Consider the following 20,519-nt stretch of genomic DNA (forward strand, 5'->3'; position numbering starts at 1 on the left):
GTTGATTCTGTATCTGCCCATTTCAGCTTTTGAATAATATATTCGTTTTGACAAATATTTATTGGCAAAAAAAAATCAGGCGCAGCAGCGTGCCGGACGATTGCTCATACCGGTCAGGCGCGCTGCATCCTGCTGCTGCCTCGGGCTTCCCATCCAGACATCAGCCAGCTGCGCGAGAATACTGTCGCACCAGGCCGGTATCTGGCTGTTGATGCGGTAATAAATCCAGGTGCCATTGCGCCGCATACTGAGTATTCCGGCTTCGCGCATCACGCTCAAGTGGCGCGAGACTTTGGGCTGAGCCAAATCCAGCGCGTGATACAGCTCGCATACGCACAATTCGCCTTCGCGCCGCAACAGGCCCAGCATGCGCCGGCGCGTCTCGTCACAAAGAATTTCGAAAAAAGCCTGTTCGCTGAGCATGGCGGCAATTATATTCGTTTTATCGAATGTATCAAGTTTTGCCTAAAAGACCAGAACCCCGTCGAGATTACTGGATACCTTCTTTGATAATGCTGTCGAGCAGTTTTTCTTCCGCACGAAATGCTGCTCTGGATTTTGGAGAGCTAACGACGGGCGGCTTGCGGTAGCTGACATAGATGGTTTTTGGATCAGCCGGCAAGTTATATATCGAAATGATATAGGGGCACATCGCCACGCTATGCGGGTCGGCTTCCATCATCTGGCGCGAGACAGTGGCGCTGCAAAACTCAATCTGCTCGGCATTGAGATAAATCTTCCGGGTAGATCCCACTGCCGCTGCGGTATTGTCCAGCATGGCGGAAATCTTGTTGAAATGATTGATTTTCAGACCCTGGCCCTCAACGGCGGCGGCTATCGCATCGCGGATGAATTCAAAATCGCCGCGCGCTGTATACACCACGCTGTAGGAATCTTTGTCCGCGGCTTGGCTGCCCAGCGCGCATGCCATCAGGACTACTGCCAGAAACAATTTCATTGTTTTCATGCTGCATCTCCTCAAAATATCTTCATCCAAATGGCACCATATGCAAGTATCCAGCAACACAGCCTGGTTACAATATGATATTTCAACTGCAGGAAAATGCCATGACAGATACCGCCAATATTCGCATACGCGGACGCATCTGGCTGACCGCAGCAGGCAAAAACATGCTGGGTCGCGGGCGCGTGGAGCTGCTGGAAAAAATCGGCGCGACCGGGTCTATTTCGCAGGCTGCCCGCGCCATGAAAATGAGTTACAAAGCTGCCTGGGATGCCGTGGATGCAATGGGTAATGCGTTCAATTCGCCGCTGGTGAACACCAGCACCGGCGGTAAGGGCGGTGGCGGCGCGCGTCTTACCCCGCAGGCGCTTGCACTGATCGCTGCATATCGCCAACTGGAACAACGTCACCAGGAGTTTCTTGGTCAGCTTGAGCGGGAATTTTCAGCTGCATTGGTGACGGGTGAAGGTACGATTCAGTAGTAGGCGATTAAGCCGGTGAAACACCGAACACACAGAGCAGGTCATTTACCATCCCTGTGGTTCGGCCATGTCACTTTTCCGATTCGGAATTGAAGCTAGCAAAACGCCTCCATCCCGTCACTTGAGTTTTTTAATCCCCAAGGCACCTAATACATATTTTTCATACAGCGGCTCGGTAGTACCTTGTTTCATCTTGCGGATGAAATATTTCTCAAACGCGACTTTCGCCAGGTGGACCCACTTTCCTTCCTTGAACCAGTTGACATTGCGCGGCGGGATTTGTGGCAGCGCCACAAAGGCCGCGCCGGTATCGCCGAAGTCGGCCAGACAGATGGCATTCCAGGTGGCCTTTTCCATCGGCTCCTTGCCATCCAGGGCACTGCGGATATTGAGCGCGGTGGCTGCAACCATGGATTCGATCATGTAGCCGGTCTTGGGCGCGCCGGTCGGCACCGGCGTGACTTCCACCGGAGGAATGGCGACGCACACACCCACCGAATAGATGTTCTGAAACTTGGGGTTGCGCTGATAGGGATCGATCAGGATGAAACCGCGCGGATTGGTCAGGCCCTCGATGCCGAATACTGCGTCTACGCCTTTAAATGCGGGCAGCATCATGGCGTAGTTGAACAGGAGCTCGTGCTCCTTTTTCACGCTGCCGTCGTCGTTGAGCTCCGTGACAAACATCTTGCCCGCCTCGACTTTGGTGGTTTTGGCATTGCATATCCACTTGATGTGGCGGTCACGCATGGCGGATTCCAGCAAGCCCTTGGAGTCTCCCACGCCGCCCAACCCAAGGTGGCCAATATAGGGTTCGGCGGTGACAAAAGTCATCGGCACCTTGTCGCGTATCTTGCGGCGCTTGAGATCGGTGTCCATGATGAAGGCATATTCGTAGGCCGGCCCATAGCAGGAGGCCATCTGCACCGCACCCACCACGATGGGGCCAGGATTGGCGCAGAAATCCTCCCATTTTTGGGCAGATTTTTCAGCGTGATCGACATGACAAATGGAATGGGTATGTCCCTCAGGCCCCAGACCGGGCACTTCGTCAAATGCCAGTTTGGGCCCGGTGGCGATAATCAGGTAATCGTAATCGACGTTACGACCATCCATCAGCTCGACCTGATTTTTGTCCGGATGTACGCGTTTGGCGCCACTGTGGATGAAATCGATATTTTTTTTCTGTAAATAAGTGGCAATTGGGAAGGCAATATCTGCGCGAGTGCGCCATTTCACACCCACCCATGGGTTGGAAGGGACGAAGTGGAAAGTATCGGTATCTGAAATAACCGTAACCTTGTCATCCTTGCGTGCCTGTTCGCGCATTTCGTAAGCCATGGGCATACCGCCAATACCCGCGCCAATGATAACGATGTGTGCCATTTGGTCATCCTCTGCAATCTGTTGAATATTGGTTTTTATGGTGAGCATCTGCTGCGCAGGTGTCGTCCCATGCATCATGGCATTGCAATACCTGTGCCACAATTTCAATACTTTGATTACAAAAAGAATCGTTCAAATCACTACACGTTCTATCGAAAAACGTCATGTCATTTTGGCCGCTTTATACTAAGCTGACACATCATGTCATGACACTCTGTCAGGAATAATGCTTATGGATACCCTGCTTGCACCGGAACTCCAATCCCTGATTGACGTACAGGAAAATCCTTTTGTGCTGATAGACGAAAACTACCGCATCGTTGCAGCCAACCGTGCTTATTGCGTTACCTATGCGATGGATAAAAACGAAGTGGTAGGGAAAACCTGCCACGAGGTATCGCACCGCTCTCCGGTTCCATGTCATCAGAATGGCGAGGACTGCCCGCACCAGGAAGTGTTTCGTAGCGGCCAGACGCATGAAGTCATCCATACCCATTTCGACCGCCATAATCGCCCGGAATACGCGCGTATCAAGGGGCATCCGATCCAGGGCCCCGGCCAGTACCGCTATCTGGGCGAAGCGATTTTCCACATCGCCAATTCGGATGAACTGGACTGTGAAGACCTGCGCATGATCGGCAATTCGCCTGCTTTTCTTGCCTGCCTTGACCAGCTTACCCGTGCCGCCGAATCCGAGGCCGCCATCCTGTTGCTGGGTGAAAGCGGGGTCGGCAAGGAACTGGCAGCGCAGTACATTCATCGCCGCTCGACACGGCGCAACAAACCCTTCATCGCAGTGAATTGCGCCTCCATTGCAGAGTCCATGTTCGAGGATGAGCTGTTTGGTCACGAGCGCGGCGCGTTTACTGGCTGCATAGGGAGACGGCAGGGGTTATTCGAGCTGGCCGACGGCGGTACCCTGTTTCTGGATGAAGCCGGAGAAATCCCGTCCAATATGCAGGCCAAACTGTTGCGGGTACTGGAAACCGGCGAGTTCCGCCGCCTCGGCGGCACAGATACGTTACGCGCCGATGTGCGGCTAATCTCGGCCACCAACCGCGACCTGCTGGAGATGGCCGAAGCCAAACTTTTTCGCCTCGACCTGTATTACCGTATTGCCGGTATAGACCTGGTTCTGCCGAGTTTGAGGGAACGCAGCGGCGACATCCCGGCACTGGCGGAGGCCATGCTCAAACGCATTACTCAGGCGGGTGCGCCGCGCTGCAAGCTTACCGATGACGCTCTGGAAAAATTGATGCGGTATAACTTTCCGGGCAACGTGCGGGAACTGCGCAATATTTTGCTGAAAGCCGTGGCCATGAGCAGCCACGGCATCATCAGCGCCGCGCATATCCAGCTTGGCGGCCACTCATCCACACACAACCATGCACCTTCCGGAACGCTCACCAGTGTCATGTCCAAAACCGGTATGGACAGTTCACATGGATCCTCCATTGCGGAACTGGAGGCGCATCATATAGCCGAGCTGTTGATCAGTCATAACGGCCATCGCCGCAATGTGGCGGATGTGCTGGGTATCAGCGAACGTACCCTGTATCGCAAACTGAAGCATTACAAGCTGGCCTGAGTTTTCATTACGATGGAATAAATAGGCCACCCATCAGGGTAGCCCCACGCCTGATCGCTCCATCACCCACCTTAAGCAGCGTTACTTCCCACTAAGAAGTTTTTGTTCATTTAAGTATCATCATTTAATTCAATGAATTACAAGCAATCAACTTGTTTTCGGCACGAGAGTGAAATCGCTTGATGCCAAGAGAATAAATATAACTTATTGAATTTTAACGCAATATATTTTTGGTATGAGGCTTGCTAGTCAGCGGAGCGGGTACTCGCCCGTAACCGATTTCCTTGTGCAACTTCCGCAGCAGTGCGGCTGCTCAAGGAATTCTAGATTTATAGCCTTTTACCGAGGAGACTGAAAATGACCACACTCAAAGAGCAACTGAGCACACACGTCGCCGCATATGACCACTGGGCAACACGCCGCCGCCATGGACCGGCTGGACATAACAATTTAAGACTGTGGGTACTGGCCTGCATGGACGAGCGCCTGCCGGTAGACGAAGCGCTGGGCATTCATGTGGATACACCCGCGGGACATGGGGATGCGCACTGCTTCCGCAATGCCGGTGGAATCGTCACCGACGACGCAATCCGCTCGGCGATGCTGACCTGCAATTTCTTTGGCACAGAGGAAATTGTCATCGTGCAGCATACTCAATGCGGCATGCTGTCAGCGAATGCGGCCGATCTGGAAAAACATTTCCGCGACAAAGGGATCGATACGGACAATATCGCTATAGATCCAACTTTACCAGAACTGAAGCTGGAGAAAGGCGGGTTCGCCAAGTGGATCGGGATGATGGACGACGTGGACGAAACCTGCATGAAAACAATCGATGCATTCAGAAATCATCCCCTCATTCCCAAGGATGTGGTCATCAGCGGCTGGGTCTGGGAGGTGGAGACGCGTCGACTGAGGGCACCAACCCGGGATCCGGAAAAACGTGCCCGGACCGACGTTACCTCAAGCCAATTCGGCGTCAAGGGGAAGCAACCGCCGCGCTGGAGTTAGTCTCTTAAAGTAAACCCAAGCGTGGGCGCCTGGCGTAACAGGTGCCCACGTCTTGGCGTTTCCGGGAAAAGTGCCAACCTACAAATGAGGTTCCACATGCCTACTTATGATTACCAGTGCACGCAATGCAAGCTACAATTCGAAGCACACCATGCAATCAGCACCCCCAGCCCGGATTGCCCGATATGCGGGGCTGCTACCGCTAAAGTAATCCTCACGGCCCCGGCGATGCATGGCCATATGGCGCGTGGTCGTGATCTGGCAATGCGCTCGCTGCAACCGAAACCGGGGCAGGAGAAACACGTACACGGACCCGGGTGCGGATGCGGGCAACGCCAACATTCTTGAACGCAATCAATTTTTCGGCGTAGTCTGGAAAAATAGCCGACGCGCCACTATGACGATTTGAGTGAGCGGTGCCGGATTTGAGGAGAATGACTGTGCCCGATAAGCTTTTTTCCCATCTGAATCCCATCCTGTTTTTGCAAACCTTTGTTGCCCAGAGCGTCGAGGTCAGCGCAAAGATGGGGAGCGGCAACGGAAATGACCGCCTCAATTACATCGAACAGCTCGGCCTCACCGCGAGCGGCTGCTTTGAGACCGCGTACCGCCAGGAGTTGGCGCAAGACGGCCCGCTGGATCATGACAAGTACGCGGACATGATCGTGGAGATCAAGAACAAGATCGGCGGAAATTTTTCGCGTGCATCAAGCGAGCCGGATATGGTGCGCGTGGTCAATACGCGCTGCCCTTTTGGGGATGCTGTCATGCAGGCGCCTGAGCTGTGCAAGATGACCTCCAGCGTATTCGGCGGGATTGCCGCACGTAACTTCGGTTACGCGAAAGTGATCCTGGACAAGCGCATTGCGGTGGGAGACGGGATGTGCGAGGCACGCATTTATACCGACCCCAGGATTGCCGCCGACTTCGAAGGAGACGAATATCACCGCGAACAGGGCGTCATCCGGGGCCGGGGAGCTGCCGTCAAAGCGCAGATCGTTAAAGAACGGCGCGACGGAAAAGTCTGGTGCGGTGCCAGCCCGAACCAGCCCGAGAATGCCGACAAACCTTTCATCGTGGCGAAATCCCCGGCCATGCTCAATGCACTGGAGACAATCAAGGTCGTGGCACCGACCACCGCGACCGTGCTGATTACCGGTGAGACCGGCGTGGGCAAGGAGGTCATTGCGCGTCGCATCCACGCATTGAGCGAACGCTGGAACAGGAATTTCGTTGCAGTTAACTGCGGCGCAATACCCGAAAATTTGGTCGAAACCACGCTGTTCGGACATGAACGCGGTGCGTTTACCGGCGCCTACGAAGTCCATCACGGTCTGTTTGAACAGGCCGAGGGCGGAAGCCTGTTTCTGGACGAGATCGATTCCTTGCCGCTGGCTGCGCAGGCGCGTCTGCTGCGAGTGCTGCAGGGTGGCGATTTCGAACGCGTAGGCGGGAAGCAGCGCCTGTCAGCAAATGTTCGGGTAATTGCCGCAGCCGGTACACGATTGGACAAGTTCATTGCCGAGGGGGCTTTCCGGATGGACCTCTATTACCGGATCAACGTGGTACCCATACTTCTCCCGCCGCTACGCGAACGCTGCGAGGATATTCTGCCGCTCGTCAATCACATCCTTGCGCAGCTCTCCACGAAATACAACAAAGTCATCAAAGCATTAAGCGAGGCTGCAATAGCGCGGGTGATGCAGTACGATTGGCCTGGCAACGTGCGCGAACTGGAGAACGTACTGGAGCGCTCGTTCCTGTTCTCACCTGGTCCGATCATGACCGAGCTGTTGCTTCCAAAAACCGGCAGCGATGCGCCGGCAAGCGCGGTGCAGGCCGCTGACCTGTCGCTCAAGGAGGCGAAACAGCGGGCAGGCGAGCAAGTGGAGGCGCTCATTCTCAGACAGGCACTTAGCCGTTTCCATGGCAATGTCAGCGAGGTAGCGAAGTCTTTAGGGGTGACGCCCAGAGCGATCCATCAGAAGCTCAATTTACACAGCATGGATCCCAACAGCTATCGCTCCCAGGTGAGGCTCAAAGTCGTACATATGGACAAAGGCAAGTGACCAAGCCCGAGTTCCTATGGCAAAAAAGGAAATGAAATTTCCCATCGGGCAAATTCTTTTCGTATTCCATTTCTCTTGTTGATTGGGTGTTTTGTTTCTAAAACAGCTCTCGCTTGCGGGAAGTTCAGCTTCCGATGATCCTGCCAATGAATATCATAATCGATTGTATTTTAACAATATTAATTGTGGCATAAGCATTGCTTTACCCCCTGTAGCTTGTTGTTCATACCAGGGAGAAAGCGATGAAACAATATTTATGCCCGGCATTTGTTTTCGGTGTCTTGACGATAGTGCAGTCACAAGCCCATGCGGATCAGGGGGATTGGCTGGTCCGCATACGCGCGCTTGATATTCAACCCAGAAACCAGTCCGATCCCATCCCGGCGCTAGGCGTGCCTGCCAATGCGATTACATTGAATAACAAATGGGCGCCGGAAATCGATCTCAGCTATTTTTTGCTGCACAACATCGCGCTGGAATTGATACTGACCTATCCCCAGCGGCATGACGTTTCCTTGAATGGCGCAAAGATCGGAACCGCCAAGCACCTGCCTCCCACCTTGACCGTTCAATACCATTTCATCCCGGATGGAAAATTCAGACCTTATCTGGGGGCGGGGATCAACTATACGCATTTTTCCGACGTCAACCTCAGCGTGCCCGGCGTGGGGCAACTGGATATGGGCAGGAGTAGCTGGGGCGGCGCACTCCAGGCGGGCTTCGATGTGGAAGTGGGCAATAACAAATTCATCAATTTCGATGTCAAGAAAATCTATATCGGCTCTGACGTAAAGCTGGCAGCGACTGACGCCACGGTCAGCCATGTCCGGCTCGATCCGGTAGTGTTCGGGGTCGGTTTTGGGTGGAAGTTTTAACGCACAGATCGCACCCTATCTCAACCTGTCCTCCGCAACTGGACGTAACCCCTTGGCACTATAAAACAGCGGAATGGCTTAATCAGTTTACAAGACGCGATTCCACCCTGAGTCAGGTAATTGGAGCCGTAAAAATGCACGCAACGGTCGAAAACAAGACGAAGGAACTTAAGATGTTTCATACGCATCTGGACGAAAACGGTCTGATGGTGAAGTGCTACCACAAGTCTAAAACAGTGTTGCTGTCCGTGAGCTTTTGGCTGGGGTTAACGCTAGGCTTTCCGGTAGAGCACTTTTTGTGGGAGAAAATTTGGCCGTTCAAGTTGCTCACTCACTATATTGGACTATAGGTGCCTGAGTTACCGTCTATGCCTAACCCTTACCCACGCGATATATCCAAATGATATCGCGACAGCCAGCAGGATCGCCGCGAGGAGGGAAAAAGCGGCGGCATATCCGTGCCGGCCGACCATCCAGCCCGTCAGCACCGGACCGATGGACTGGCCGATGTCCATGATAGTGCTCAGCACACCCATCGAAGAACCATACGCACCGTTTTTGGTGAGGTCTGCCACCAGCGCGGAAGTGGACGAAGTGACAGCGGCAAAACCGATGCCAAATACCGAAACCAGAAACATCAAACCAAGCAGGCTGGGGAAATGCGGCAGCAGCAGGACGCTTATCCCCACCACGATCAGTCCAGGGATAATAACGCGCTCGCGGCCCGCTTTATCAGAAAGGACTCCCATCAATGGTTTCAAAAAGACGATGCTGAGCAGTTGTGCCCCGAGGATCATACCGATCTCCCAGGCGGGAATACCTTTGGATGAAGCGAACAATGCCAGGAATGCTTCTACCGCGCCGAAGACAAGGTACAGTGCGGCCTCGACCAGACTGGTGGCCAGGATATAGCGATCTTTCAACACCGTTTTCAGACTTTCCACGAAGTGATCGCGGGGATGGCTTCGGGTAGCGGGTTTCGATTCGGCCGGGAGCAGAAATCCAAGCGCCAGCGCCAATACCGCACTGATGCCGCAGGTCAGATAGACCATCCGGAAACTCGCCAGAGAAATGAGCAAGCCGCCCAGGAATGGCGCGACGGAACGTCCGACTATGGTGGCGGAAGAATAAGCCGAAAGCTTTTCCGCCCTATCCTGCACATATCTTTCAGCGATCGCAGCGTTGACCACTGTGCCGAAAATGGCGGTGGCAAAACCGTGATAGAAACGCACTGCTATCAATTGCCAAACATCACTCACCAGCAGGTAAAGAAAAGGTGCCGTGGCAAACACGATAAGCGCAGCATAGATAATGCTGCGTTTGCCCAGATAATCGGATAACGCGCCGGCAGGAAAACTGATCAATATGCCTGGCACGGTCGACGCCATAACGATCCAGCCGATTTCCGCAGGACTTGCCCCCAGTGCTTTCGAAAACAGGGGCAATACAGGTGTCTTCGACATCGTTGAGCTGAGTATTGCCAAGCCGCCGATCACGCAGATAAGGAGGAAAAAATTGCGCCTGGATGGCTTGTGCATGCTCACTCTGCAACAGATGGTTTTGAAGGCAGCCGCTATATGGAAACCGGCCTGGAAGAAACAGGCCATTACGCGCTGTTATTTGCTGTCTGAAATGCTGAGTATAGGTACCCAGGTTTTTCCTGGCATATTCCTCGATAGATTTTTTTGGTGATTACTCAGCCCAGCGCGCCGCTGCCTGCTCATCCGTGGCGCGCTGTTCCACCCAGCGCGGGCCCTCAGGAGTCTGTTCCTTTTTCCAGAACGGTGCCTGGGTCTTGAGGTAATCCATGATGAATTCGCACGCGGCAAACGCATCCACGCGATGGCTGGCAGCAACTGCCACCAGCACGATCTGATCGCTCGGGTATAACTCGCCCACGCGGTGGATTACCGTCATATCCAGCAGCGCCCAGCGCTGTTCGGCCTCGGCCACAATCGCCTCCAGTGCACGCCGCGTCATGGCAGGATAATGTTCCAGCGTCATGCTGGCCACGTCACTGCCCGCATTAGTATCACGCACCAGGCCGACAAAGCTCGCCACCGCGCCGATTTGCGGATTGCCCGTGCGCAACGCGGCGATTTCGGCACCGGCGTCAAAATCCTTTTCATCGACGAGAATTTTCATCAGCCCCCCGTCACTGGCGGAAATATCGCCACTTCGTCGCTGTCTTCAATGGGCGCTTCCATACCGGCCATATCCTGATTGACCGCCACCCGGAAATTCTTGCCGGCGGCGAGTTCCTCCGTCCACACGTCGCCACGTGCGCGCAGTACGTCAAGCAGCATGGCGACCATGCCCAAGCCATCGGGCAGTTCCACGGTTTCTTCCGCCACCCCCAGGCGTTCACGCAGGCGGGCAAAATACAGAACCTTGAGCTTCATCCCAGCACCTCGCTAAACGGGATAAAACGCACCAGATCGCCGCGCGTGACGGTATGGCCAATATCAATATCCACCAGACCATCCGCCCAAACTGCGGAGGTGAGTACGCCGGAGCTCTGGTTATGGAATAGCTGCGCTTCCAGTTCGCCGCCCTGCCCCGCTTGCAGCCGCGCGCGCAGGAACTCGCGGCGCTGGCCCGGTTTCGCCCAGTCGAAGGCGGCCATGACCCGATAGGTTTTGGGTAGCACATCGACCACGCCCATGCGTTTGAGCAGAAACGGCCGGGCAAACAGCACAAAAGTGACAAACGTGGATACCGGATTGCCGGGCAGGCCGATGAAATCCGCTTCACCCACGCGTCCGTATACCAGCGGCTTGCCGGGTTTCATCGCCACCTTCCACAGGTCGATTTTGCCGAGTTGTTCAACCGCAGCCTTGACGTGGTCTTCTTCTCCCACCGAAACACCGCCACTGGTAATTACCACATCGGCCATGGCTGCCGCGCGCTGCAGTGCGCCAAGCGTGGCCGCCAGGGTGTCGGGCACGCTGCCCAGATCCAGCCATTCGCAGCCCAGGCCCTGCACCAGACCCGCCAGCGTATAGCGATTGGAGTTATAAATCTGCCCTGCCCCCAGCGCCGTTCCCGGTTGCACCAGTTCGTCGCCGGTGGAAAAGCTGGCCACCTTGAGGCGCCGGCACACCGGCAGCGCCGCCAGTCCCACCGACGCGGCCAGTCCCATCGCGGCAGCATCCAGACGCGTGCCTGCAGCCAGGATGGTGTCGCCGGGGTGTATATCTTCCCCGGCGCGGCGGATATTTTCGCCCGGTTTGGGTTGATGATTAATCTGCACCTTGTCACCGTCCACGGTGCAATGCTCCTGCATCACCACCGCATCGGCCCCCGGCGGCACCGGCGCGCCCGTAAAAATCCGCGCCACGCTGCCCGCTACCAGCACCTCACCCACCTGTCCGGCAGCAATGCGTTGCGAGACCGCCAGCAGCGCACCCGGCGCACATTCGGCGGCACGTGCGGCGTAGCCATCCATCGCGCTGTTATCCAGCGGCGGCACGCTGATCGTGGCTACCTGCGGCTGCGCCAGCACACGTCCCAGCGCCAGTTCGACTGGCACCGCCTCGGTTTGCGTCAGCGCGCGCGCGCGCTTGAGCAATTCTTCCAGTAACTGGTCTGCAGTCAGCACTTCAAACTCCTACGGTCATTCGGATAAATCGATAAATAGCGGCCGCATCATTCAAATCCAGATGCCATATTTCGCCCGGCGGCGGCACATCGCTGGCGACTGCCACGATGGCCGCATCGCCGGGGTACAGCCACGGCTGATTGTTGGCGCTGCGATGCACTTCCAGCTTGGGGATGGCCTCACGCTTGTAACCTTCCACCAGCACCAGATCCACCGGCGCCAGGCGTGCCAGCAGGTCTTGCAAACCCGGCGCTGCGCCGGCGCGGATCTCGTGCATCAGCGCCCAGCGCCGACCCGAGGCCAGCAGCACTTCGTGCGCACCGGCCTGGCGCGCACGCCAGCTGTCCTTGCCGGCCTGATCGATGCCCACATCGTGGTGCGTCTGCTTGATCAGCGTCACTTTCAAGCCGTCCGCCACGCAGAGCGGAATGAGCTTCTCGATCAGCGTGGTCTTGCCTGCGCCGCTCCAGCCTGCCAAGCCCAGGATTTTCATTCGCGATTTTTCTTTGATTTTGGCCTCATATAGCGTTATATTCTATACAACATAACGACTGCTTGCAAAGCCATGTCTGCTACGCTCATACCCAATCTTACCGACCGTTTTGGCCGCCGCATCGAATATCTGCGCCTGTCGGTGACCGACCGCTGCGACCTGCGCTGCAGCTACTGCATGCCGGAAGGATTCAAGGATTTTGAGGAGCCCGCACACTGGCTCACGTTTGATGAAATCGAACGTTTGCTGGGCGCATTTGCCCGGCTAGGCCTGAAACGTGTGCGCATCACCGGCGGTGAACCCCTGTTGCGCCGCGATTTGCCCGCGCTCGCCGCGCGTATTGCCAGCTTGCCAGGCATTGAAGATCTATCGCTTTCAACCAACGCCACCCAGATGGACAAACACGCCAGCGCGCTCAAGGCTGCTGGTGTCACGCGGCTGAACATCAGTCTTGATTCCCTGCACGCCGAACGCATTGAGGCCGTCACCGGGCGCGACGTACTGCACAAGATCATGGCTGGCCTGACCAGCGCGCAGCAGGCGGGCTTTGCCCCGATCAAAATCAATATGGTGGCGATGCGCGGCGTGAACGACGACGAGATCGACGCCATGGTTGCGTTCTGCATGGAGCGCAACTTCGTGCTGCGCCTGATCGAAGCGATGCCGATGGGCGACACCGGCCGCAATACCCAGTATCTCGACCTGCAGCCTGTCAAGGCACGTATCCAGGCGCGTTTCGGCCTGGTCGATACGGCATTTCAAGGCGGTGGGCCGGCGCGTTATCTGGGCAGTCCGGACGGACAGTTTTCTGTGGGTTTCATCACCCCCATCTCGCAACATTTTTGCGGCACCTGCAACCGTGTGCGTCTGTCCGTGGACGGCACGCTCTATCTGTGTCTGGGACAGGAAGAAAAATTCGAGTTTCGCCCCCTGCTGCGCGGCGGGGCAACCGATGTCGAACTGGAAAATGCCATCCGTGCAGCGCTGGAACTCAAGCCGGAACGCCATGAATTCCGCGAACAACCGAACAAGATCGTGCGCTTCATGTCGGCAACCGGGGGCTAGCCAACAGACTTTGCGGTAAAATTGCAGGCAACTCTCATTACATCCTGCTTCGCATGATCTGGAAACCCCACGTAACCGTCGCCGCCGTGATCGAACAAAATGGCCGTTTCTTGCTGGTCGAAGAACAAACCGATGACGGGATTCTGTTCAACCAGCCTGCCGGTCATCTTGACCCGGGTGAGTCGCTGATTGGCGCAGCAATACGCGAAACGCTGGAAGAATCGGCCTATCACTTTGCTCCGGATGCCTTGCTGGGAATTTACCAGTGGCATCAGGCTGCGCGGGACCGCACTTATTTGCGTTTCGCCTTCACCGGCGCAATCACCGGCAGCGAGCCCGATCGCAGTCTCGACGCAGGCATTTTACGCACTGCCTGGCAAACCCCGGATGAGATGCGCGCGCAGCAAAACCGCCATCGGAGTCCATTGGTAATCCGCTGTATGGAAGATTACCTGGCCGGCAAACGCTATCCGTTGGCGCTGTTGACCCACTACGCATGATGCGCGCCGTTGTACTGAGCCTCGGCCTGCTGAGCAGTATTCCCGCCTGGGCGGTGGATATCAGCGTCTGTTACAACTACGGTTGCGCCAGCCAGGCCAGAGTGGATTTCAGTCCGCAACAAATACGCAAGTTGCGCCAGCTATTCAAGAGCGTAACCACTCCGGCAGCCGAGCGCAGCGCGATCGCCAAGGCCATTGGCCTGTTTGAGCAATTTTCCGGCAAGCAGACGCCGACCTGGCGCGACAAGGGTGGCAATGTCAATGACGACGGTGCCGATGGACGCATGGATTGCATTGACCATTCAACCAATACCACTGCGTATCTCACCTTGTTGGAACACCTGCGTTTATTACGCTTTCACACCGTACTCGGCCGCGTGGAACGCGCACCCTTGATCGTGAATGAGCATTGGGCGGCGCGAATCATGGACCGCGCTACCCAACAGGAGTATGCAGTCGATTCATGGTTTTATGACAACGGCCACCCCGCCGTCATTTACCCTTTGCAGGACTGGCTCAAAGGCGCCTCCCCCGATGTCTAAACCGCATATTATCGTCGGCATGTCGGGCGGCGTGGATTCCGCAGTCACCGCACTGCTGCTCAAGCAGCAAGGCTATCGGGTCACCGGTTTGTTCATGAAAAACTGGGAAGACGAAGACGAGGAGCACTGTCCGGCGCGCCAGGATTTTCTCGACGTGCTGGCGGTGGCCGATGTCATCGGGCTGGATGTCGAAGCAGTCAATTTCAGTGCCGAGTATAAGGACCGGGTATTCAGTTACTTTCTGCGTGAATACCAGGCCGGACGTACTCCCAACCCGGATGTGCTGTGCAACGCGGAGATCAAATTCAAGGCGTTTCTCGACCATGCCTTGAGTCTGGGTGGGGAACGCATCGCCACCGGCCATTACGCGCGCCTGCATGAGGTGGATGGGCGCCACGAACTGCTCAAAGCCGTGGATACCGCCAAGGACCAAAGCTATTTTCTGTACCGCCTCAATCAGGCGCAGCTGTCCAAATCCATGTTTCCGCTGGGCGAGTTGACCAAGCCGCAGGTCCGCCGCATTGCCGAGGAGGCCGGGCTGCCCAATTTCGCCAAAAAAGACAGCACCGGCATTTGCTTCATCGGCGAACGTCCGTTCCGCGAATTCCTGCAACGTTATTTGCCGATCCAGCCCGGTGATATGTGCACGCCGGACGGGCGCGTGGTCGGGCGCCACCAGGGCCTGATGTACCATACGCTGGGACAACGCCAGGGGCTGGGGATAGGCGGGGCCGGCGAGGCCTGGTTTGTGGCAGGCAAAAACCTGCCGGAGAATCGCCTGATCGTGGTTCAGGGACACGATCACCCGCTGCTGTTCAGCACTCGGCTGGACGCCGCAGACCTCAACTGGATAGCCGGTTCCGCGCCCGATATGGCGCTTACCTATGCGGCCAAGACCCGCTACCGTCAGGCCGACGCCAGTTGCCGCTTCGATGCGCTTGAGCCAGGCCGATGCGTGCTGGATTTCGACACGCCGCAATGGGCGGTCACTCCGGGCCAGTCTGTGGTGCTATACGCCGGCGATGTATGTGTGGGCGGCGGCATTATTCAATAAAGGCCATCAATGAATATTCTTTTTGCCACTTCAGAAATTTACCCGCTCGCCAAAACAGGTGGCCTAGCCGACGTCAGCGGCGCACTACCCGCCGCGCTGCGCAAGCTGGGCCTGGACGTGCGCGTGCTCATCCCGGGTTATCCCAAGGTGCTGGCCGCGTTACCCGATAAAACCCTGCTCGCCAGCCTAGAGCTACCGGTACATGGTGCGCTACGTCTGTATGGCGCCATCATGCCGGACAGCACAGTGCCATTGATCGTGATCGAACATCCCGGTTATTACAACCGCCATGGCGGCCCCTATCAGGACATCACCGGCCAGGACTGGCCAGACAACTACCTGCGTTTTGGGCTGCTATCGGCGGTGGCTGCGCTATTGGGCAGCGCCGCCTCGCCGTTGCGCTGGCCGGTCGATATCGTGCACTGCAATGACTGGCAGACCGGTCTCGCTCCTGCCTATCTGCATCACGGCAGCACACGCCCGGCAGCCACGCTGATGACTATCCACAACCTGGCCTATCAGGGTATTTTCCCGCCGCACACCCTCACCGAGCTGGGGTTGCCGCCAGCCAGCTTCAGCATCGATGGGCTGGAATACTATGGCAACCTGTCGTTCCTCAAAGCCGGCTTGTACTACGCTGACCACCTCAGCACGGTCAGCCCCAGCTACGCTGAAGAAATCCAGCACGACGCCCTCGGCTTCGGCATGCAAGGGCTGCTGCACCATCGCCGTGCGCAGCTCACCGGCATTGTGAATGGCATTGATACCGACGACTGGAACCCGGCCACCGACCCCCACCTGTGCCGCCACTATCACCCTGCCCGTATGTCCGGAAAAGCAGCCGTCAAACGGCTGTTACAGGCAGAACATGGACTTACCTGCAGCAAGGAAACTCCTCTATTCGGGGTCATCAGCCGCATGACACATCAGAAAGGCCAGGATTTGCTGCTGGCCATTGCACCTCAACTGATCGAAGCAGGTGTACAAATCATGGTACTGGGTAGTGGCGATGTCCTGCTCGAAACCCGATTGCGCCAGCTTGCCGCGGAATACCCGGCGCAGGTGGGTGTTGTCATTGGTTATGACGAAGGCCTCGCGCATCGCATTGAAGCCGGGGCAGATATTTTCCTCATGCCGTCCCGTTTCGAGCCTTGCGGACTGAACCAAATGTACAGCCAGCGTTATGGCACACCGCCGGTAGTGCACCGCACCGGCGGCCTGGCCGATACCGTAACCGATACCACCAGCATGACGCTCGCAGACGGTAGTGCCACCGGTTTCATGTTTGAGGAAGCCACTCCGGCAGCATTCCTCGCCGCGGTTCGTCGAGCACTGGATTATTACCATAGCCCGCGCCAATGGAGCCAGGTGAAAAAGAACGCCATGGCGCGTGACTTCAGCTGGGAGGCGAGCGCGCGTCAATATCAGACGCTGTACCAAAGCATATTGGCAGGCTGATGCCCGCATCCCGTTTCGCGTAAAATGATGACTTTACCTGTCCGCCCCATCCCATGATTCGTACCCGCTTCGCTCCCAGCCCGACTGGTTATTTGCACATTGGCGGTGCCCGCACCGCGCTATTTTCCTGGGCGTATGCCCGCAAGCACGGTGGCACTTTCATCCTGCGCATCGAGGATACCGACCTTGAACGCTCCACGCCGGAATCCGTCGAGGCCATTTTGCAAGGCATGGACTGGCTTGGTCTGGATTATGACGAAGGGCCGTTCTACCAGATGCAGCGCATGGCACGCTACAAGGAGGTCATCGGACAGTTGCTGGCCAGCGGGCACGCCTACCATTGCTATGCCAGCAAGGAAGAAGTTGAAACCATGCGCGAGCAGCAACGCGCCGCCGGACTCAAGCCGCGCTACGACGGCCGCTGGCGCCCTGAGCCTGGTAAAGATTTACCTGTGCCGCCGACTGGCATCGCGCCAGTGGTGCGTTTCAAAAATCCGCTGGAAGGCTCGGTTGCATGGAACGATCTGGTCAAAGGCATCATCGAGATCAGCAACAGCGAACTGGACGATCTGGTCATCGCCAGACCCGATGGCACGCCTACCTATAATTTCTGCGTGGTGGTGGACGACTGGGACATGAATATTACCCAGGTCATTCGCGGTGACGACCACGTTAACAATACCCCGCGCCAGATCAACATCCTCAAGGCACTCGGCGCCACCCTGCCGCAATACGCGCATGTGCCGATGATTCTTGGTGCCGATGGTGAGCGTTTGTCCAAGCGCCACGGCGCGGTAAGCGTGATGCAATATCTGGAAGATGGTTATCTCCCCGAGGCGCTGCTCAACTACCTGGCGCGGCTGGGCTGGGCGCACGGCGACGAAGAGATATTTTCCATGGCGCGGTTCGTCGAATGGTTCAACCTCGAAGCCATCAGCCGTTCCCCCGCCAAGTTCAACCCGGAAAAACTGCTGTGGATCAACCAGCAATACTTGAAAATCGCAGATGATGTTCGTCTGGCCGAGCTAACTACCCCTTTTCTGCTACGCGATGGTGCAAATCTTGCGGATGGCCCCGCACTTACAGAAGTGGTCCATTTATTAAAGGAACGCGTTAACACTTTGGTCGAACTTGCTGATGCAGCAACGATTTTCTATCGTTATATCGAGCCTTCCGGGGAACAACTCGCACAGCATCTGTCTCCACAAGCGGTTCCTGCATTGACTACGCTGACCAACAACTTCTTGCTGATCGACTGGAAGCGCCAGTCAATTCAGGAAACGCTCAAAGCCGTGGTGGCAGACTCCGGACTGAAAATGCCCGGGATCGCCATGCCGCTTCGCGTACTGGTCACGGGTGCAACCCAGACACCCAGCATCGACGCTACACTTGAATTGCTTGGGCGTGAGACGGTGGTCGGCCGTTTACAAAAACAATTGGCAAAACTTGCCGACTAAATAGCTGTTCATAAGTATTCTGTTTTATTGTTATAATCTCAATTCTTGACTTGAGACCACCCCTAATTTTTTTGCATGTGGAGATTGAAGTATGGCTGATAAACTAATGATTATGCTGGTCAACACGGATCCCGCGAACGGCTCCGAACTGGGCGCACCTTTCTTTCAGGCAACCGTCGCCGCTGCGATGGAATATGAAGTGGAAGTGATTTTGACTGCTCGCTCCGGCGAACTGGCCATTAAGGGCGTGGCAGAAAAACTGTTCGTGAAGGAAGGCTCACCCAAGAGTGTGTATGACTTCATCAAGGATGCCCATGAAGCCGGCGTGCATTTCAAAGTGTGCACCCCTACCCTTGAACTGTGGGGCGATGACCTGATCCCAGAAATCGAAGAAACCGTGGGCGGCGCCTACGTCATCCAGCAAGCCATGGATGACGATGTGGTAACTCTGACCTACTAAGTTCGGTTACTCTCAACAAAAAAGCGGAGCTTGATGCTCCGCTTTTTTGTTGCCTGCACTTCTAACTGCGCTGGTAAATGTCCTCAAAGCGCACGATATCGTCTTCGCCAAGATAAGCGCCCGACTGCACCTCGATCATGTGCAATGCAATCTTGCCCGCGTTTTCCAATCGGTGCGTGCTGCCCAATGGAATGTAGGTGGACTGATTCTCGGTGAGCAGCAGCACTTCCTCATTACGCGTCACGCGCGCAGTGCCACTCACGACAATCCAGTGCTCGGCACGGTGATGATGCATTTGCAATGAAAGCTTTTCGCCCGGCTTTACCATGATGCGCTTGACCTGAAAGCGGTCTCCCGCATCGATGCCCTCGTACCAACCCCACGGACGAAACACACGAGTATGGCTGAGGTGCTCGGTACGATTGTGCTGCTTCAGGTGCTCGACCACTTTTTTGACGTCTTGCACGCAGTCTTTGTGCGCCACCATGATGGCATCGCTGGTTTCCACGATCACCAGGTCGGATACGCCAATTACCGCGACCATGCGGCCCTCGGCACGGATCAGATTGTTGCTGGCGCCATCACAGTAGACATCACCGCGCATGACATTGCCGGCATCATCCTTGACCCCCACCTCCCAAAGCGCCGACCATGAGCCGATATCACTCCAGCCAATGTCGGCGGGCACTACCACGGCATTTTTGGTGCGTTCCATGACTGCGTAATCGATGGACTCGGAAGGACATGCCGTAAATGCCTGGGTATCCAGACGGACAAAATCCAGATCGCGCTGGCTGTTATCCAGCGCCGCCTGGCAGGCGGCAAGGATATCCGGGCGGAACGCGCGCAGTTCATTGATAAACGTTGCAGCCTTGAACAGGAACATGCCGCTGTTCCAGAAATAGTCTCCGGATTGCAGATAGCCCTGGGCAATTTCACGGCTGGGTTTCTCAACAAAACGCGCAACTGCAAATACACCGTCCCAATGACTGCTCGCTATGCCGCGCTGGATATAGCCATAGCCGGTTTCGGGCGTTTGCGGCAGGATACCGAAAGTCACCAGCTGCCCAGCCTGGGCAGCTTCAGCGGCCTGGGCAACTGCGCGTTCAAATGCGGCTACATCGCCTATCAGGTGGTCAGCGGGCAACAGCAGCATCAACGCCTCGGCATCCTGCGCTATCAGGGCGAGCGCAGCGACTGCCGCCGCCGGTGCTGTATTGCGTCCGACGGGCTCGAGAAAAATGGCCTCGGGCGCAACATCAATCGCACGCATCTGCTCGGCCACCATGAAACGGTGTTCGTGGTTACATACCAGCGTGGGCGGCGTGATGTCAGCAATACCGGAAAGGCGCAGCACGGTTTCCTGCAGCATGGTGCGTTCGGACACCAGCGGCAATAACTGCTTGGGCAACGCGGCACGGGACAAGGGCCACAGCCGGGTACCGGAACCGCCGGAGAGAATTACGGGATGAATATGCATGTTTTCCTGCTTCCTCAATCAATCGGGCGAGTCC

The 20,519-nt window shown here is 56.3% G+C and carries 23 protein-coding genes; 14 read left to right on the forward strand and 9 right to left on the reverse strand.

Translation table 11 applies throughout. The features are described 5' to 3' along the window. Positions 1-75: 75 nt before the first annotated feature. Together ACFDAU_RS09115 and ACFDAU_RS09120 are read right to left on the reverse strand one after the other, a co-directional pair. On the reverse strand, positions 76-423 hold the full coding sequence (locus ACFDAU_RS09115) for a metalloregulator ArsR/SmtB family transcription factor (protein ID WP_413436621.1): 348 nt from the start codon (positions 421-423) through the stop codon (positions 76-78). 67 nt (positions 424-490) lie between these two features. Continuing rightward, positions 491-967: a DUF302 domain-containing protein gene (locus ACFDAU_RS09120; RefSeq protein WP_413436622.1), complete on the reverse strand. Its 477-nt coding sequence runs from the start codon at positions 965-967 to the stop codon at positions 491-493. Positions 968-1,068: 101 nt separating this feature from the next. Here ACFDAU_RS09120 and ACFDAU_RS09125 point away from each other — a divergent pair, with 101 nt between their 5' ends. Beyond that, complete coding sequence (locus tag ACFDAU_RS09125) at positions 1,069-1,446, forward strand: winged helix-turn-helix domain-containing protein (RefSeq protein ID WP_413436623.1); 378 nt, start codon at positions 1,069-1,071, stop codon at positions 1,444-1,446. 117 nt (positions 1,447-1,563) lie between these two features. Here the strand turns inward: ACFDAU_RS09125 and ACFDAU_RS09130 are convergent, their stop codons facing one another. Further along, on the reverse strand, positions 1,564-2,832 hold the full coding sequence (locus ACFDAU_RS09130) for an NAD(P)/FAD-dependent oxidoreductase (protein WP_413436624.1): 1,269 nt from the start codon (positions 2,830-2,832) through the stop codon (positions 1,564-1,566). Positions 2,833-3,064: 232 nt separating this feature from the next. Between ACFDAU_RS09130 and ACFDAU_RS09135 the strand changes: the two genes are divergently transcribed. The 5 genes from ACFDAU_RS09135 to ACFDAU_RS09155 all read left to right on the forward strand — a co-directional run bounded on the left by ACFDAU_RS09135 (position 3,065) and on the right by ACFDAU_RS09155 (position 8,375). Next, positions 3,065-4,420, forward strand: a complete 1,356-nt coding sequence (locus tag ACFDAU_RS09135; protein ID WP_413436625.1) for a sigma-54 interaction domain-containing protein — start codon at positions 3,065-3,067, stop codon at positions 4,418-4,420. Between the two features lie 357 nt (positions 4,421-4,777). Beyond that, on the forward strand, positions 4,778-5,431 hold the full coding sequence (locus ACFDAU_RS09140; protein ID WP_413436626.1) for a beta-class carbonic anhydrase: 654 nt from the start codon (positions 4,778-4,780) through the stop codon (positions 5,429-5,431). A 96-nt stretch (positions 5,432-5,527) separates the two neighbouring features. Next, positions 5,528-5,779 (forward strand): FmdB family zinc ribbon protein, encoded by a 252-nt coding sequence (locus ACFDAU_RS09145; protein ID WP_413436627.1) that lies wholly within the window; start codon positions 5,528-5,530, stop codon positions 5,777-5,779. Between the two features lie 92 nt (positions 5,780-5,871). Further along, complete coding sequence (locus ACFDAU_RS09150) at positions 5,872-7,500, forward strand: sigma 54-interacting transcriptional regulator (RefSeq protein ID WP_413436628.1); 1,629 nt, start codon at positions 5,872-5,874, stop codon at positions 7,498-7,500. 242 nt (positions 7,501-7,742) lie between these two features. Next, entirely contained in the window at positions 7,743-8,375 is a 633-nt protein-coding gene (locus ACFDAU_RS09155) for an OmpW/AlkL family protein (protein ID WP_413436629.1), read from the forward strand. A 359-nt stretch (positions 8,376-8,734) separates the two neighbouring features. Here the strand turns inward: ACFDAU_RS09155 and ACFDAU_RS09160 are convergent, their stop codons facing one another. Beyond that, positions 8,735-9,859: an MFS transporter gene (locus tag ACFDAU_RS09160; protein ID WP_413439530.1), complete on the reverse strand. Its 1,125-nt coding sequence runs from the start codon at positions 9,857-9,859 to the stop codon at positions 8,735-8,737. On the opposite strand from ACFDAU_RS09160, the gene ACFDAU_RS09165 reads away from it, so the two are divergent. Then, positions 9,741-10,067, forward strand: a complete 327-nt coding sequence (locus tag ACFDAU_RS09165; RefSeq protein ID WP_413439565.1) for a hypothetical protein — start codon at positions 9,741-9,743, stop codon at positions 10,065-10,067. The genes ACFDAU_RS09160 and ACFDAU_RS09165 overlap by 119 nt on opposite strands. Here ACFDAU_RS09165 and moaE read toward each other — a convergent pair whose 3' ends face one another. The 4 genes from moaE to mobB are packed head-to-tail and all read right to left on the reverse strand — an operon-like array spanning position 10,068 to position 12,469. Further along, positions 10,068-10,520 (reverse strand): molybdopterin synthase catalytic subunit MoaE, encoded by a 453-nt coding sequence (gene moaE, locus ACFDAU_RS09170; RefSeq protein ID WP_413436630.1) that lies wholly within the window; start codon positions 10,518-10,520, stop codon positions 10,068-10,070. Beyond that, the gene (gene moaD, locus ACFDAU_RS09175; RefSeq protein WP_413436631.1) at positions 10,520-10,777 is read right to left on the reverse strand and encodes a molybdopterin converting factor subunit 1; all 258 of its coding nucleotides are present in this window, start codon (positions 10,775-10,777) and stop codon (positions 10,520-10,522) included. Before moaD ends, moaE begins: the two co-directional genes overlap by 1 nt. Then, entirely contained in the window at positions 10,774-11,976 is a 1,203-nt protein-coding gene (glp, locus tag ACFDAU_RS09180) for a gephyrin-like molybdotransferase Glp (protein ID WP_413436632.1), read from the reverse strand. Before glp ends, moaD begins: the two co-directional genes overlap by 4 nt. 1 nt (position 11,977) lies before the next feature. After that, positions 11,978-12,469: a molybdopterin-guanine dinucleotide biosynthesis protein B gene (mobB, locus tag ACFDAU_RS09185; protein ID WP_413436633.1), complete on the reverse strand. Its 492-nt coding sequence runs from the start codon at positions 12,467-12,469 to the stop codon at positions 11,978-11,980. 72 nt (positions 12,470-12,541) lie between these two features. On the opposite strand from mobB, the gene moaA reads away from it, so the two are divergent. The 7 genes from moaA to ACFDAU_RS09220 all read left to right on the forward strand — a co-directional run bounded on the left by moaA (position 12,542) and on the right by ACFDAU_RS09220 (position 19,005). Continuing rightward, positions 12,542-13,534, forward strand: coding sequence for a GTP 3',8-cyclase MoaA (gene moaA, locus ACFDAU_RS09190; protein ID WP_413436634.1), 993 nt, complete (start codon positions 12,542-12,544; stop codon positions 13,532-13,534). Between the two features lie 53 nt (positions 13,535-13,587). Further along, positions 13,588-14,034: an NUDIX hydrolase gene (locus tag ACFDAU_RS09195; RefSeq protein WP_413436635.1), complete on the forward strand. Its 447-nt coding sequence runs from the start codon at positions 13,588-13,590 to the stop codon at positions 14,032-14,034. Next, on the forward strand, positions 14,031-14,576 hold the full coding sequence (locus ACFDAU_RS09200) for a hypothetical protein (protein ID WP_413436636.1): 546 nt from the start codon (positions 14,031-14,033) through the stop codon (positions 14,574-14,576). Before ACFDAU_RS09195 ends, ACFDAU_RS09200 begins: the two co-directional genes overlap by 4 nt. Continuing rightward, positions 14,569-15,630: a tRNA 2-thiouridine(34) synthase MnmA gene (gene mnmA / locus ACFDAU_RS09205; RefSeq protein ID WP_413436637.1), complete on the forward strand. Its 1,062-nt coding sequence runs from the start codon at positions 14,569-14,571 to the stop codon at positions 15,628-15,630. The genes ACFDAU_RS09200 and mnmA overlap by 8 nt, the downstream gene beginning before the upstream one ends. Before the next feature lie 9 nt (positions 15,631-15,639). Then, positions 15,640-17,088, forward strand: coding sequence for a glycogen synthase GlgA (gene glgA / locus ACFDAU_RS09210; protein WP_413436638.1), 1,449 nt, complete (start codon positions 15,640-15,642; stop codon positions 17,086-17,088). Positions 17,089-17,141: 53 nt separating this feature from the next. Continuing rightward, the gene (gene gltX / locus ACFDAU_RS09215) at positions 17,142-18,545 is read left to right on the forward strand and encodes a glutamate--tRNA ligase (protein WP_413436639.1); all 1,404 of its coding nucleotides are present in this window, start codon (positions 17,142-17,144) and stop codon (positions 18,543-18,545) included. A 91-nt stretch (positions 18,546-18,636) separates the two neighbouring features. After that, positions 18,637-19,005, forward strand: coding sequence for a DsrE/DsrF/DrsH-like family protein (locus ACFDAU_RS09220; RefSeq protein ID WP_413436640.1), 369 nt, complete (start codon positions 18,637-18,639; stop codon positions 19,003-19,005). A 61-nt stretch (positions 19,006-19,066) separates the two neighbouring features. On the opposite strand, the gene ACFDAU_RS09225 is transcribed toward ACFDAU_RS09220, so the two are convergent. Continuing rightward, positions 19,067-20,485 carry a mannose-1-phosphate guanylyltransferase/mannose-6-phosphate isomerase gene (locus ACFDAU_RS09225; RefSeq protein ID WP_413436641.1) on the reverse strand — a complete coding sequence of 473 codons (1,419 nt, stop codon included), beginning with the start codon at positions 20,483-20,485 and terminating at the stop codon, positions 19,067-19,069. Between the last annotated feature and the right edge of the window lie 34 nt (positions 20,486-20,519).

This window comes from Sulfuriferula sp. GW1 (genome assembly GCF_047300855.1).
In the GTDB taxonomy this organism is placed as follows: Bacteria; Pseudomonadota; Gammaproteobacteria; order Burkholderiales; family Sulfuriferulaceae; genus Sulfuriferula.